General features: G+C 38.9%; 13 protein-coding genes. All 13 read left to right on the top strand.

What is annotated here, in order from left to right; genetic code table 11:
- Positions 1 to 225 precede the first annotated feature (225 nt).
- The 13 genes from CIL03_RS11550 (at position 226) to CIL03_RS11490 (ending at position 14,624) form a co-directional block, all read left to right on the top strand.
- The gene (locus CIL03_RS11550) at positions 226 to 1,263 is read left to right on the top strand and encodes a LacI family DNA-binding transcriptional regulator (protein WP_094886019.1); all 1,038 of its coding nucleotides are present in this window, start codon (positions 226 to 228) and stop codon (positions 1,261 to 1,263) included.
- An 80-nt stretch (positions 1,264 to 1,343) separates the two neighbouring features.
- Positions 1,344 to 2,123, top strand: coding sequence for an SDR family NAD(P)-dependent oxidoreductase (locus tag CIL03_RS11545; RefSeq protein WP_094886018.1), 780 nt, complete (start codon positions 1,344 to 1,346; stop codon positions 2,121 to 2,123).
- A gap of 94 nt (positions 2,124 to 2,217) precedes the next feature.
- On the top strand, positions 2,218 to 3,564 hold the full coding sequence (locus tag CIL03_RS11540; RefSeq protein ID WP_094886017.1) for a sulfatase family protein: 1,347 nt from the start codon (positions 2,218 to 2,220) through the stop codon (positions 3,562 to 3,564).
- 116 nt (positions 3,565 to 3,680) lie between these two features.
- Positions 3,681 to 4,988 (top strand): family 4 glycosyl hydrolase, encoded by a 1,308-nt coding sequence (locus tag CIL03_RS11535; protein ID WP_094886016.1) that lies wholly within the window; start codon positions 3,681 to 3,683, stop codon positions 4,986 to 4,988.
- Between the two features lie 83 nt (positions 4,989 to 5,071).
- Positions 5,072 to 6,559 carry a sulfatase-like hydrolase/transferase gene (locus CIL03_RS11530; RefSeq protein ID WP_165767946.1) on the top strand — a complete coding sequence of 496 codons (1,488 nt, stop codon included), beginning with the start codon at positions 5,072 to 5,074 and terminating at the stop codon, positions 6,557 to 6,559.
- Positions 6,560 to 6,605: 46 nt separating this feature from the next.
- Positions 6,606 to 7,226, top strand: coding sequence for a YesL family protein (locus CIL03_RS11525; RefSeq protein ID WP_165767945.1), 621 nt, complete (start codon positions 6,606 to 6,608; stop codon positions 7,224 to 7,226).
- Between the two features lie 48 nt (positions 7,227 to 7,274).
- A complete protein-coding gene (locus tag CIL03_RS11520; protein ID WP_094886013.1) occupies positions 7,275 to 8,435 on the top strand; it encodes a mandelate racemase/muconate lactonizing enzyme family protein in 1,161 nt (386 codons plus the stop codon).
- Positions 8,436 to 8,471: 36 nt separating this feature from the next.
- Positions 8,472 to 9,368, top strand: a complete 897-nt coding sequence (locus tag CIL03_RS11515; protein WP_165767944.1) for a dihydrodipicolinate synthase family protein — start codon at positions 8,472 to 8,474, stop codon at positions 9,366 to 9,368.
- Between the two features lie 112 nt (positions 9,369 to 9,480).
- Positions 9,481 to 10,794, top strand: coding sequence for an ABC transporter substrate-binding protein (locus tag CIL03_RS11510; RefSeq protein ID WP_133087831.1), 1,314 nt, complete (start codon positions 9,481 to 9,483; stop codon positions 10,792 to 10,794).
- Positions 10,795 to 10,866: 72 nt separating this feature from the next.
- On the top strand, positions 10,867 to 11,070 hold the full coding sequence (locus CIL03_RS11505; protein ID WP_094886010.1) for a hypothetical protein: 204 nt from the start codon (positions 10,867 to 10,869) through the stop codon (positions 11,068 to 11,070).
- A gap of 212 nt (positions 11,071 to 11,282) precedes the next feature.
- Positions 11,283 to 12,164 carry a carbohydrate ABC transporter permease gene (locus CIL03_RS11500; RefSeq protein ID WP_094886009.1) on the top strand — a complete coding sequence of 294 codons (882 nt, stop codon included), beginning with the start codon at positions 11,283 to 11,285 and terminating at the stop codon, positions 12,162 to 12,164.
- A complete protein-coding gene (locus CIL03_RS11495; protein ID WP_094886008.1) occupies positions 12,164 to 13,048 on the top strand; it encodes a carbohydrate ABC transporter permease in 885 nt (294 codons plus the stop codon). Before CIL03_RS11500 ends, CIL03_RS11495 begins: the two co-directional genes overlap by 1 nt.
- 58 nt (positions 13,049 to 13,106) lie before the next feature.
- Positions 13,107 to 14,624 carry a sulfatase family protein gene (locus CIL03_RS11490; protein ID WP_094886007.1) on the top strand — a complete coding sequence of 506 codons (1,518 nt, stop codon included), beginning with the start codon at positions 13,107 to 13,109 and terminating at the stop codon, positions 14,622 to 14,624.
- Positions 14,625 to 14,647: the final 23 nt, after the last annotated feature.

Genomic DNA, 14,647 nt, shown 5'->3' with positions numbered 1-14,647 from the left:
TTTCTAAATATTTTCCTAAAAATCTGGCGGTTCAAGTAATTTATTATAGTAAAAATAAGTAAACTTTTACTATTGATTTTGAATAAAACATTTTAAATTTACTAAAATATTGAAAAATAATAGAAAATAACTGTTGAAAGCGTTTTATTAATCTGTTACTATAGTTTCTAAATAGTAAATGTTTAGTGAAAATAAACAAAAAACTGAATAGTGAGGGAACATAAAATGGCTACTATAAAAGATATTGCTCTACGTTCAGACGTTTCAGCATCTACCGTTTCTCGTGTGCTTAACAATGATGAAACATTATCAGTTGCAGTAGAAACACGCGAAAGAATTTTGCGTGTTGCAGAAAGTCTGAAATATAAAACTGTTAATAAACGAAAAAAGGAACAGCAGGCAGTTAGTGAAAACAGTTTAAAAATCGGCATCCTATTATGCAACTCTCTAGAGGAAGAAGTGAGTGATCCTTACTTTCTTTCGATTAGACAGGGGATTGAAAATGAATGTGTTGCAAGAGGGATTTCTGCCACTGAATTATATCGGATGAATAATCGTAATAATGATCAGTTTAGTGGTGAAAAGGACGGATTAATCATAGTTGGAAAATTAAATGAGGAAATCATAGATAATTTTAATACAGAAAACATTATATACATTGACCACTCTCCGGATGAAGAAAAATATGATTCAGTGGTTATAGATTTTGAGAGAGCTACAAATAAAGTTTTAAATCATTTTTTTGAGAATGGATATAAAAGAATTGGTTACATAGGGGGTATTCAAACAGAGTATTATGCACATGAACAACGCCGTTTGGAAGATTTAAGACATACTACCTTTGAGAATAGAATGAAACAGGAAGGCTTATATCGTGAGGATGATATTTATAGCGGCGATTTTACTGTGACTCAGGGGTATGAGCTAATGAAGAAAGCTTTAGAACGCGAGTCTTTGCCAGAGGCTTTCTTTATTGCAAGTGATCCAATGACAATCGGTGCTCTGAGGGCTTTGCAGGAGGCTGAAGTAAGCGTGCCGGAAGAAGTTGCAATTGTAGGATTTGATGATATAGAAATGGCCAAGTATGCTAGTACGCCGCTTACCACAGTTAAAGTACATACACAGGAAATGGGCAGAATTGGCGTAAGAATGCTGCTGGATAGGATTAATGGAAGGACAGTGCCATTAAAAATAACATGTCCAACTGAGATTGTAGTACGAGAGAGCTGCGGAAAACATCTCAAAGAAATTGAAATTGGCTAATGCATATTATCTGTCTCGACTAATGATTAGTCTATCACTCAAGAAATAAATATTATATTTATTAATCCAGGGGTGGAAAAATGAGATTGAATAACCAAGTAGCAATTATTACGGGATCCGGGCGTGGAATCGGAAAAGGAATTGCTGAAGTTTTTGCCAGAGAAGGTGCAATTGTTGTTATAGCAACTATTGATAAGGAAGAGGGAAGAAACACGGCTGAACAAATTAACATGAATGGAGGAAAGGCATTTTTTATACAAACCGATGTCAGCGATGTTAACAGCATCACCCAGATGGTGAAGGAAGTTAATGATAATTTCGGTGAAATAGATACATTAGTGAATAATGCAGGAATTACGATTATAAAACCGATGGAAGAAGCTGGCGTTGAATTATGGGATGAATTAATGAATATTAACTTGCGCAGTGTTTTCCTTGTAAGTAAATATGTAACCCCATTAATGAAAAAGCAAAATAATGGGTCCATTATCAATATATCTTCCAATCATGCTAAGGCCACGATACCACATGCTGAAATTTATGCAGCAACTAAAGCGGGAATTAACGGACTTACAAGGGGCATGGCTGTTAGTTTAGCTGAGTTTGGAATAAGAGTAAATTCAATTTGCCCAGGTTTTACTGATACACCTCATCATCAAAAATGGCTGCAGGATAAAGATGATCCAGAGAAGGCAAATAATGAAATAATGCAAATGCATGCTGCAAATCGAATATGCCAACCAGAAGATATAGGCAAATTAGCTGTTTATTTAGCTTCGAATGATTCTGAGATGATGACAGGAGAAGAATTGTATTTAGATGGAGGATTATCAACTTACCTGTTCCATTCAAAGCTTTAGCTTTTCCTGAGCACTTCATTAGGTGGGACAGTAAATTTCATCTCGCAATTTAAGTGCAGCTAGTAAAAGTACAAATGACGAAAGGTTGAAGGAAATGGTGAAATCAAATAAGAAACAGCCAAATGTAATCGTTTTTTTTACAGATCAGCAAAGATGGGATACGACAGGCGTTCATGGCAACCCTTTAAACTTGACTCCGAATTTTGACCGTATGGCACAAAAGGGTACACATGTACAGAATTCATTTACATGCCAGCCTGTATGTGGCCCGGCAAGGTCATGTTTTCAAACAGGGTTGTATGCAACTGCTTCAGGATGTTATAGAAATGGAATACCCCTCCCTAAAGATAGTAAGACTCTAGCGCAATACTTTAATGAAAGTGGTTATGACACTGCTTATATAGGAAAATGGCATCTTGCAAGTGAAAATCCGGTTACCGAACCTAATCGGGGCGGATATCAAAATTGGCTGGCCTCCAATGTCTTGGAATTTACTTCAGATGCCTATCACACAGAACTATATAATAATGCGAACGAAAAAGTGGAATTACCTGGTTATCGCGTTGATGCGCTGACTGATGCAGCCATCCGCTATATAGATGAGCATAAAGACAATCCCTTTTTTCTATTTTTGTCATATATCGAACCACATCATCAAAATCACAGTGATGATTATCCTGCACCTGATGGCTATGCTGAAAATTATGTTTCCCGGTTTACTCCACCTGACTTAGCAGCACTGGGAGGTACGTCTTACCAGCAGCTGCCTGGGTATTATGGGATGGTTAAGCGGTTAGACGAGGCTTTAGGCAGATTGCATGATGCATTGAAAAGTCTGAATCTATCAGATGACACAATCGTTTTGTTTACTTCAGACCATGCTAATCATTTCAAAACCAGAAACAGTGAATATAAACGTTCTGCACATGATAGTTCTATTCGGGTTCCAACGGCGATTACAGGTCCTGGGTTTGAAAACGGCAAACGTCTTAATCAAATGATAAGTTTAATTGATTTTCCTCCAACATTATTGGATGCTGCAGGTATTACGGTTCCACCTCAAATGCAGGGAAGGTCTATTGTACCTTTGCTGCGAAATGAGGATAATGAGTGGCCGGAAGAAGTGCTGGTGCAAATAAGTGAAACTCAGGTAGGTAGGGCAATTCGCACTAAACGGTGGAAGTATGCTATTGAGGCACCTGATAAAGATGGGTGGGATGATTCTAGTTCCGATATTTATATTGAAAAGTATCTATATGATCTGGAGTCAGACCCTTATGAATTGACCAATCTGGCTGGTCATGAAGGATTTAGTGAAATTAGGGAGCAGCTTAAAGCACAAATAATCAATCGAATGGTTGAAGCCGGAGAAAATGCACCTGTCATTAAAGATGCCCCTTTGGTTAAAAGCGGGCAAAGAAGTCCCGATCTAATTTTTTAAATTTTTCTTTCAGCAAGAATAATATTTTCGCAGCTGGTAACCTACTAAACTTTTAATTATTAACTATAGTTCCAAAATAATAATCAATTTAAAACAATTAGAACAGGAGTGGTTTTATGGATATTTCTATTATAGGGGCAGGCAGTCAGTTTACACTGCCATTTCTGAGGTCTTTATACCAAAATGCAAGCCATGATGATTATCATATTCGAATGATGGATATCAGACCGGAAGCATTAGAGGCAATGGAACAACTTACAACGCGGTTAAATAAACATTCTGGCAGAAATTTCCGCTATTCATTTTATCAGGATAGAGTGGAAGCAATTAAAAATGCAGATCATGTTCTGGTATCCTATGCAATTGATTTCCCGGACGCAATGTTAAGAACCTTCTTTGTAATGAAGAACCATGGCATTAATCTGGTTGAGGGGGAAACTGCTTCTCCGGGTGCCCTTATGGCGACTTTACGTCACTTGCCTTTAATGGTCGATATTGTTGAAGATGTAAAGAAACATGCAGACGGTGCCTGGGTTCACACAACAGGAAACCCTATGTCAAGGCTGGTATATGGTGTTATAAAAGCAACTGGATATCAGCGTTTTGTTGGTCATTGTCACGGGACAACCCTTGTCAGAGGTTTTATTGGAGAACTTACAGATACTCCAGCAGAAGAAATTGATATTGCAGTTGCAGGAATTAACCATTTCCATGTCGTACAAAAAGCTGTTGATCAAAGAAATGGCAGAAACCTTTTAAATGTATTAAAGGATTTACCGGAAGAAAAGGTGAAGCTGTGGAAAGAAAAGGAATATACGCAATGGAAATTATTTCAGGAGCTGGGGTACTTAATCGGGCACGGAATGTGGCATAACTTTGACTATACCCCCTATGCAAATCACCGAATGTTCAATCATACCTTTACCAATTCATTGGAAAGAGAGAATTTAGTAATCAAAGAGCTTCGAAAAGTCCAGCGTGATGAAGCCGCAGCTTTGGATAATGAGGAAGCTATTGATGTGTTCTTGCAAAATGAAGACAGTGAACAGCACTTCTTGGTGATGCAGGCACTGTCAGGAGAAATAGAACCGTATTTGTATTTGTCAGGGAATCTGCCAAATAATCAAAAAATACCAAGTCTTCCTGAGGATGCAATTGTTGAGCTGCCGTCTATGGTTTCTAAAGATAAAATTGAACTTATTAATCCGGAAAAGCCTCTGCCGAAGTTCTTTGAATCATGGTTAAGACAGCATGTTTCAATCCATGAGTTAAGTGTAATTGCTACTTTGGAAAAAAGCCGCGAAGCAGCAATTGGGGCTATCGCAGCAGACCCTAGTTTCAGGGATTGTGATTGCAGTCCGGGACAGTTGCTTGATGAGATGCTTGAGGTCAATAAAGGCCTGGTGCCTGAACTGTCAGATTAATCCTTATCACTATAAGAGAATTTGCAGTTTAAATATGGCAAGTTGCAAAATATCTTTTAAAAAGATAAAGGAGAATGATAGTTATGAATATATTGTTGATTACCAGCGATCAGCAGCGCTGGGATGCAATCAGTTATCAAAATCCATTAGTTAAAACTCCGAATATAGAACGGCTGAAAAAGAGAGGAATTGCATTTGACAGGGGATACACATGCAGTCCGGTTTGTACACCAACCAGGGTTTCTGTATTAACCGGCCATTATCCCTCTAAACACGGGTGTAACACGATAGGAACAAGTTTGCCGGAAAATTATCCAACCATCCCTGAAAAGCTTTCTGAAAAAGGATATTTTACAGGCTTGATTGGCAAAGGTCATTTTATGTCTTGTTTGACTCCGGGAAATTTTGAAGCAGCACCAAATATATTTGACCGTGAATTATTCCAGAAATGGGATGGCCCATATTATGGGTTTGATTATACGAAACTTGCAATTGGACATAGCAATGAGAACCATGCAGCTGGCGGGCACTATGGATTATGGCTGGAGGAGCAAGGGATTAATACGGAAGATTATTTCGGCAGCGGAGAATCCAGTGACTTTGGCACCTGGAATCTTCCTGAGGAATTCTCGAACTCGAAGTGGACAGCTGATGAAACCATTGAAGCCATTAATCTAGCCGATCAGAAAGAGTCTCCCTTCTTCTTATGGTCCAGTTTTCAGGATCCGCATAATCCATGGGTAGTGCCGGAACCATGGGCAAGTATGTATGAAAAGAGTGATGTACCTGTTTACGGTCTCAAAGAAGGTGAGATGGAAAACAAACCTCCTTACTATAAAAATTTAGCCGATGGAAAGATGTATGCAGATGAACCAGAATTGAATGTTAATGGAATGGCTGCTCCCTGTGTAACCGCACTACCCTTCATGGACGATGAAAAGCAGAAGGAAATTATGAAGAAGTATTATGGAATGATCAGCCAAATGGATCATCATATTGGCAGAATATTAGACCACTTGGAAGAAACGGGTTTAATCGATGAAACGTTAATTGTATTTACTTCAGACCATGGTGACTATATGGGAAACCACGGATTGTGGTGGAAAGGGCTGCCTGCTTATGAGGACATTCAAAAGATCCCGCTGGTAGTATCTCATCCTGATTGTAAAACACCTGGGAGCAGAAGTGATGCACTGCAAAGCCTGGTTGACCTTGGAATTACATTTCTGAAAGCTGCAGGCAGTGAGCCTGAACCTGGTATTCAAGGTGTAAATCAAACAGAAACATGGAAAGACTGCACGAAGGAAAAGAGGAGCTGGACAACTGTGGAATTCCGGCCGACAGAAAGTTCCTTTATGCAAAAAACCTTTATTACAAAGCAATATAAACTAGTAGTCTATCATAATCGAGCCTATGGTGAACTGTATGATTTGGAGAAAGATCCTGATCAAATGAATAATTTATGGAAATCAAAATCCATGGAGTCTGTAAAATACCAGCTTCTGCAGGAATTAATTACGGCAGAGATGGAGAAGGACGGAGTTTTACGCCCTAGGACAGACATATCATAAATATGTCGTTTGATGTGGTCGTAAAGGGATAATGGAGGTGGGGAAGATGACCCTTTTAAAAAACTTGCATGAAACTTTTGGAACTGTTGTGAATTACTTGTTTTTAAATCTGCTTTGGCTGGTTTTTTCATTACCAGTGGTAACCATTCCAGCTTCAGCAACAGCAATGTTCGGGGTGATCAATTATTGGAAGAACACAGGAGAAGAAGATGTTATTCGCCCTTTCATTACAGAGTTTAAACGATATTTCTTTTCCAGCCAAAAAGTTGGTGTCATCTTTTTAGGCTTAGGATTAATACCTTTAACTGGTTTCTTTTACGTCTTACCCAAATTAAATAATTTTGAAAATATGGTATTGATTCTATTAATATCTTTTACACTTATTTATTTATTAACTACTGTTTTTATTTTTCCTGCATTATCGCGTAATGACCACGTGAATAGTTTTTACACGATAAGATACGCTTTTTTAGTATCTATCTCTCAGTTTCACATTGCTATGATAGCTTTAGCAGTTACAGCAGCCATGATTTTAGTTGTTTATGTATTCCCAATTACATTATTTATCGGAAGCAGCATGGCATTAGTAATTAATTTATTGTTTACGAGAGCATTAGATAAAGTTGACTTATTAAAGCAAAAATATGGATTAGCGGAGGAGGTATAGAAGCTGTCTGAAGAAAGTGAACGAATAAAAGCTATTTGGAGGTAACACATGAAAATTACAGATGTTAATGTTTGGCTGGTAGAAGGTGTCAAATACAATTGGACGATGATAAAAATTTATACCGATGAAGGATACACGGGTGTTGGAGAGGCTACAAATTGGCCGGGCAGCCCAATTGTGGAAGCGGCAGCTAAGCATGCGGGTGAACGGATTATTGGGCTGGATCCAATGAAAACTGACTTTATTTGGACGAAATTATACCGTGATTTAAATTGGGTTGGTCCATACGGTGCAAGCATGTGTGCGATTAGTGGTATTGATATGGCCCTTCTGGATTTAAAAGGAAAAGTACTGGGAGTGCCTTGCTATGAATTACTGGGAGGGGCGTTCCGCACCGAGATTCCACTGTACGCGAATTACTGGTTTACTGGCGGGGGGCATAATGCAGAAGACTATGCTCAGCAGGCGAAACTGGTTAAAGAGGCTGGATTCAACGGTCTGAAGTTTGACCCATTTGCACATACAAATTATTTTTATGGTGATGATTTATCATCAAACCTTTCTCTTACTCCAGAACTTCAACGGCGGGCCCATGATGTAAGCAAAGCGGTTCGCGACGCGGTGGGGGATGATATGGACATGATGATAGAGACCCACGCCATGTTAAATATGAAGACAGCTATCAACATGGCTGAACGTCTGGCTGATTTGAATATAACCTGGTATGAAGAACCTGCAGGACCTGAAAGTGCAGAAACACTTCAAGCGATAAGAGACCGTTTGCATCCTGGGGTGTCAATTTGTGTAGGAGAACGTCATTATACACGATATGGTTTCCGGCCCATTTTAGAAAGACAGCTAAGTGATATTATCATGCCGGATATTACCCGCTGCGGTGGGCCTTCAGAGATGAAGAGAATTGCGACGATGGCCGAAACATACAACGTCTTATTAGCACCTCACAATCCGAACGGCCCGCTGTCTACATTAGCTAGTGCGCATGTTTGTGCGTCCGTACCTAACTTTTTTAAGCAGGAATTTATGTTTAATGACGTTTCTTGGCGCGATGAGGTCATTGATCATCCTTTGAACATCAAAGATGGAAGTTTAGTTTTATCCGATCGGCCTGGTCTGGGCGTAGATTTAGTTGAAGATATTATGGAAGCGCATCCAGGAATCAGAGAAGATAAAGAGGCTTTTTACGTTTAGATATTCAGTTACAGCCGTAATAGAATGGAGGTTTTTATGGGGAAATTCGAAGGTATTCTTCCAATACTAGCAACACCTTTTTCGAATGATGGTGAATTAGATTATGAAAGTTTAGAAAATCTGACAGAATATTTAGCTGGAAGTGGTGTTCATGGAATTACTATGTTTGGAATTGCCAGTGAGTTTCATAAGCTGACAGACTCTGAACGTGACAAAATGACGGAGCTTACGATACAAACTGTGCAAAAAAGGCTGCCGGTGATTGTATCAATCACAGACCAAAGCTGGGAGGCTGCGGTTAAAAGAGCAGTCCAAGCTGAAAGGCTGGGTGCTGATGGGATTATGATTTTTCCGCCTTTTTTCCTTAATCCATTAAAAGCGGAGATTAGAAACCATATTTTAAAACTGGCAAATGCGGTTGATATCCCTGTGATTGTACAATATGCACCGAATCAAAGTGGAATTGCTTTTGATTCCGGATTTTTTGTGAAATTAAATGAGGAAGCACCAAATATACAATATGTTAAGGTGGAAAGCACTCCGCCAGGTCCAACGATATCCTCTATTGCCAGTGATGCAGAAAACATATCATGTCTTGTCGGGTATGCTGGGGTACAAATGATTGATGCATTAAACCGGGGGGCTGTTGGAGTCCAGCCCGGCTGCTCGTTTACCGAACCATATGTTGAAATTTATAAAGAATATCAGAATGGAAATAAAGAAAAAGCATTTGAGCTTCATAGAAAAATGCTTCCTTTATTAAATCTTCTGATGCAAAATGTTGAACTGATTATTCAGGCCGAAAAAGAAATATTATACAGACGTGGCATCATTAAAACGCCTTATTGCAGATCACCTAAATACTCCTTAGATGCTGAACAGCATAAACAGATGAATGAATATTTAAAACCAATTCAGGATTATTTTCTATAGTTAATGATTCAACCAAAAGCCTGGATTGGTTTATATAAGATATGAAAGGAGGGGAGTGAACAGTAAGGTTTATAAGGAGAAAATACTGAATATTAAAAAGGGGAGAAATGTTATGACAAAGAATTATCATGGCAAGTTTATATTTATTGTCGGTTGCCTGATTTTATTTCTGAGTGCCTGTGCAGGAACAACAGATGAAAGCGACGGGGCAGCAAGTGATGGAGAAGACAGTGATGGAACTGAAGAAATTGAGTTTGTACTTTGGGGCAACTCTGAACCGGTTCAGAATGAAGTTCAAAGATCAATTGACGAGTTTGAAAAGGCCAATCCTGGCATTAAAGTAAATGCAAATATTGTTCCTCCTCCTGAAAAAGGCGGAAACTATTATACAAAAATCAAAACTAGAATAACTTCGGATGATGCACCGGATGTTTTCCGGGTTCAGTATCAAAATGTCAGTGAGTTTGTAACTGACGATGCTCTTCTGAACGTAACAGATGTTGTAAACGAACATAAAGAAAATTATATTCCCAGCACATTATTGGCTGTAACTCACGAAGATGAGTATTATGCAATGCCGCATGATTATGGCGCGCTGGCTGTTTATTACAATAAGACATATTTTGAAGAACTTGGGATTGAAGCACCTAAAACAGTTGAAGAATCATGGAACTGGGATGAATTTCTTGATGTTGCACAAAGAATCCAGGATGAAGGACTAGCACCGTATGGAATATCGATTGAGTGGGATGCGGATAATGCTTCCCGGGCTCTGCCTTTCCTTAACCAGAATAATGCGTACTTGCTAAATGAAGATTTGAGCAGTGCAGCTATTAATTCAGAGGAAGGTATTGAAGCATTCACCTTCTTGCAGGAAATGTATCAAAACTATATGTCTGAAGGAAACAAAATGAAAACGAGTGAGGATGCACCAACATTATTTGCATCTGGTAAAGCTGCAATGTATATCGGCGGATCTTACTTGATAAATAAGTTTAAAGAAGAAATGGACAGCAGCGAATGGGGCGTTACTTTTACACCTAAAGAAAAATCATCTGCTTCAAATATTGGCGGAAACGCATTGGCTATTCCGAAGAATTCCAAACATACAGAAGCAGCTAAAAAGTTTGTAGCATTTATGGCTGAACAGGAAAATCTGGCAGCATGGTCTGTAGCAGGAATGGGACTTCCACCACGTGCAGACGTATCTCCGGATTACAATGTTGAAGATCCAGCTGTTATGGATGTCTTTATCGAACAATCTAAAACAGGGCATGAACAGATGGCAAAAACTGTACTTGATCCAAGATATCCAAAAATCAATCAGGCCTTCGCGGACTCTTTGGAACTGCTGCTGATTTCTGAGTTTACACCGGAAGAAGCAGTGGCAGATGTAGAAAAGAAACTAAATGATATTGTACAGTAATTTAAGAACAAAGGCGCAAGCGCCCGTTTAGCGACGTACGGACTGGACTGAGCCGCAGGAGATAAAGGAAACATGCCCCTGAATAGGGGTATGCCGACGTTGGCTTTAGCCGGTTTTAGTCGGCCCTCCTTAAACACCGGAGCCGATGTTGACTTATCGTACGGAGGTGAAGGAAGTCCGCTAGTCGCTGGGCGCTGGAGCCGGACGTGGCTGATTCGGTTGTTTATTTATCCACAGGTCAAAAATTTTATAATTTCCTATGCAGCAAGAGACTGATTGTAAATTTAATTTTTAAATATAAGATTACAAGGTTCTTATGTAAAGTTTGTATAGCCCTGTTAATATTCTGGCAAAAAATTACGATTAACGGGGCTGTACAAATTGGTTCAAGATTCAAATGAAAAATTACATAGGTTTGTAAAACTTAAATCTATCTTTTTCCTGATTAAAAATAAAAATTCTTTGAAAGATAGGAGAAGTAGAATTATATGTCTTTTAAAAACTTTACCCAAAAGAACTCTCATAAAATAGCACCCTACATTTTCATAGCTCCAAATATAATCGTCTTTATGGTTTTTATGATTATTCCAATTTTGTTCACATTCTACATTGGGATGACAGAGTGGAGTATATTGGGGACGCCGGAATTCACCGGCCTCAATAACTATGAAAGGATGTTCTCGGATCCCGTTTTCTGGCGTTCCCTTGTGAATACATTCTACTATACTGCTGGTACAGTTCCGTTCAGTGTGTTTCTGGGTCTGCTGGGTGCAGTACTGCTAAATCAGAAGAAGATTCCTTTCCGTCCTTTTTTCAGAGCAGTTTTCTTTGCTCCTGTTGTGGTATCAATGGTAGCGGCTGGTTTAATATGGACGTGGATATTTAACCCGAATTATGGATTGGCCAATATCATTTATTCTTATTTTAACGTAGAAAGTGTAAATTGGCTGTCAACACCAGAGTTAGCTATGCCAGCTTTAATACTGACTACATTATGGTTAAGGATTGGCTACAGCCTTGTCATTTATTTAGCAGGTTTACAGGCTGTGCCTGGAGAACTTTATGAAGCGGCTGAAATAGACGGTGCGAATACTTGGCAGAAATTTTGGAAAATCACTATCCCTATGGTAAAACCAACAACTACATTTGTTGCTATTATGGAAGTGATTCATGGTTTCATGGTATTTGACCTCATCTATGTTATGACAAACGGCGGACCAGGATTCTCCACTACAGTTATTGTTCAATATATCTATCAGAAGGCATTTACAGAAGGAGAAATGGGATATGCTTCGACACTCGCTACCGCATTCTTTTTCATAATTCTGCTGCTGACATTGATACAGTTGCGAATGGGGAGGGAAAAATGATGGAGAAAAGTGAAGCATTACAGTATAAAGAAAATGGAAAAACTAGGAAGTCTATTTCTTATGGCAAATCAGGTTTAATCAAAAAATCAATTATATTCATCATTTTAAGTATTGTATCCTTCATATTTTTAATACCGTTTATCTGGATGCTGTCAACGGCCTTAAAATCGCCGTCAGAATTAGTGGCATCAACAACGAGCTTTATCCCAGATGAATTAGTATGGAGCAACTTTTTGGATGCGCTGAATGCGGCACCTTTTTTGGGATACCTTGGAAACTCATTAATCGTAAGTGTATCTGCAGTTATCTTAGCTGTATTCCTAAATTGTTTGGCCGGTTTCGCATTTGCAAAATACAATTTTAAAGGGCGGGATGTCCTATTCATAATCGTCTTATGTACGCTGATGATACCAGTACAGATCACGATGATTCCAAACTTTTATATTCTCAAGCAATTGGACTGGCTAAATACTTATGCCGGGCTGGTCATTCCAAGAACAGCGGAAGCTTTTGGGTTATTTTTAGCCAGACAATATATATTAAGTATCCCAAATTCCTTAATTGAAGCTGCACGGATAGACGGTGCTGGCGAATTTAAAATCTTTTATAAATTAATTTTGCCTAATATTAAACCTTTAATTGGCGTGTTAATCATATTCAATTTTATGTGGCGCTGGAATGAATTAATCTGGCCGCTGATCGTTGTGTCCGATGAAAGAATGTATACCGTGCAATTAGGACTTGCAATGCTAAAAGGTGAACACTATGTAGATTGGACACAATTAATGGCATTAACCACTATGTCTATTATTCCAATTATGCTGGTATTTCTTTTCTTCCAACGGTATTTCATAAAAGGTTTAGTTACTTCCGGGATGAAGTAATTACTGCCGGTTATGCTGCTTAGCAGTAAAGATGATCAGAACTTTAAGGAGAGGTAGTATGAGTGAACGTAAGAAACCTAATATTTTATTAATCACAACCGATCAGCAGCATTGGAATACAATTGGTGCTTTTAATGAAGAAGTTTCTACTCCTAATCTTGATAGACTGGTGAACGAAGGTACAACATTTACCAGAGCCTACTGCCCAAACCCGACTTGTACTCCGTCACGTTCATCGATTATAACCGGGCAATATCCCAGCCAGCACGGTGCCTGGACGCTTGGGACTAAATTGAACGAAAATGTTCATACCGTTGGTGAGGACTTTATCAATGCGGGATATAAAACGTCATTGATTGGGAAAGCACACTTTCAGCCACTGGCATCGACGAAGGAATATACATCCCTGGAGTCCTATCCATTATTACAGGACTTGGATTACTGGAGAAACTTTAACAGCCGGTTTTATGGGTTTGAAAATGTGGAATTAACCCGTAATCATGGGAATGAAGCCCATGTTGGACAACATTATGCTTTGTGGCTGGAAGAAAAAGGATGTACCGAATGGAGAGATTACTTTCAGGCTCCTACAGGAAAGATGGACAAGGAGTCGAAACATAAATGGGCGATTCCTGAAGAGTACCACTATAGTGCCTGGATAGCGGAACGAACGAATGCAATGATTAAGGAACATCATGAAAAAGATGAAAACTTTTTTATGTGGGCAAGCTTTTTTGATCCGCATCCTCCTTATATCGTTCCGGAACCATGGGACACCATGTATGATCCTGATGCAATAACTGTACCCGAGCTCGCAGAAGAGGAACATGAGAATAATCCGCTTCATTTTAAGAAAACGCAGGAAGAAAATCCGGATTTCTCAGAATATAATGAATCAGGATATTTACTGCACGGGTTTCATTCTCACTTGCATAATAGGAAGGAAATTAAAAAAGATATCGCTGTATATTACGGGATGATCAGTCTTTTGGATAAATATGTTGGGAAGATTCTTGATCAATTAGACACACTGGGATTAGCCGATAATACCATTATTGTATTTACGTCAGATCATGGACATTTTTACGGGCATCATGGATTAATGGCGAAGGGCGCATTTCATTATGAGGATTTAATAAAAGTGCCAATGATTGTCCGTTACCCTGATAAAGTACCCAATAATAGACGTTCATCATCGATACAGTCATTAGTAGACTTAGCACCTACGTTCTTAAATTTAGCCAATCTGCCAGTACCAAAGACGATGACTGGAATCGATCAGAGTTCCGTTTGGCTGGGTGAAAGGGAAAGGCTCAGAAATCACGCAATATGCGAAAATCGTCACGAACCTACTACAGTACATTTAAAAACATTCGTTGATGAGAGATATAAAATTACAGTTTATTATAATCAAAAACATGGGGAACTGTTTGATCTAAAAGATGATCCCAATGAAATAAACAATCTATGGGAAAATCCTTCCTTTAAGGAATTAAAGAGTGAGCTGCTATTAAAATTTATTTGGGCTGAATTAGGAAAAGAAGCAATGCCGATGCCTAGAATTGCACTAGCATGAATGAACAAACTTAAAATAGGAGG

It is taken from the genome of Virgibacillus indicus (assembly GCF_002266285.1).
GTDB lineage: Bacteria > Bacillota > Bacilli > Bacillales > Amphibacillaceae > Virgibacillus_K > Virgibacillus_K indicus.
This window is presented reverse-complemented; position numbering and strand designations above follow the sequence as displayed.

What these genes read in the sequence shown, in the direction of transcription:
- CIL03_RS11550 (WP_094886019.1), top strand. Translation starts at nt 226, where the DNA reads ATGGCTACTATAAAAGATATTGCTCTACGTTCAGACGTTTCAGCATCT.
- CIL03_RS11545 (WP_094886018.1), top strand. Translation starts at nt 1,344, where the DNA reads ATGAGATTGAATAACCAAGTAGCAATTATTACGGGATCCGGGCGTGGA.
- CIL03_RS11540 (WP_094886017.1), top strand. Translation starts at nt 2,218, where the DNA reads ATGGTGAAATCAAATAAGAAACAGCCAAATGTAATCGTTTTTTTTACA.
- CIL03_RS11535 (WP_094886016.1), top strand. Translation starts at nt 3,681, where the DNA reads ATGGATATTTCTATTATAGGGGCAGGCAGTCAGTTTACACTGCCATTT.
- CIL03_RS11530 (WP_165767946.1), top strand. Translation starts at nt 5,072, where the DNA reads ATGAATATATTGTTGATTACCAGCGATCAGCAGCGCTGGGATGCAATC.
- CIL03_RS11525 (WP_165767945.1), top strand. Translation starts at nt 6,606, where the DNA reads ATGACCCTTTTAAAAAACTTGCATGAAACTTTTGGAACTGTTGTGAAT.
- CIL03_RS11520 (WP_094886013.1), top strand. Translation starts at nt 7,275, where the DNA reads ATGAAAATTACAGATGTTAATGTTTGGCTGGTAGAAGGTGTCAAATAC.
- CIL03_RS11515 (WP_165767944.1), top strand. Translation starts at nt 8,472, where the DNA reads ATGGGGAAATTCGAAGGTATTCTTCCAATACTAGCAACACCTTTTTCG.
- CIL03_RS11510 (WP_133087831.1), top strand. Translation starts at nt 9,481, where the DNA reads ATGACAAAGAATTATCATGGCAAGTTTATATTTATTGTCGGTTGCCTG.
- CIL03_RS11505 (WP_094886010.1), top strand. Translation starts at nt 10,867, where the DNA reads ATGCCCCTGAATAGGGGTATGCCGACGTTGGCTTTAGCCGGTTTTAGT.
- CIL03_RS11500 (WP_094886009.1), top strand. Translation starts at nt 11,283, where the DNA reads ATGTCTTTTAAAAACTTTACCCAAAAGAACTCTCATAAAATAGCACCC.
- CIL03_RS11495 (WP_094886008.1), top strand. Translation starts at nt 12,164, where the DNA reads ATGGAGAAAAGTGAAGCATTACAGTATAAAGAAAATGGAAAAACTAGG.
- CIL03_RS11490 (WP_094886007.1), top strand. Translation starts at nt 13,107, where the DNA reads ATGAGTGAACGTAAGAAACCTAATATTTTATTAATCACAACCGATCAG.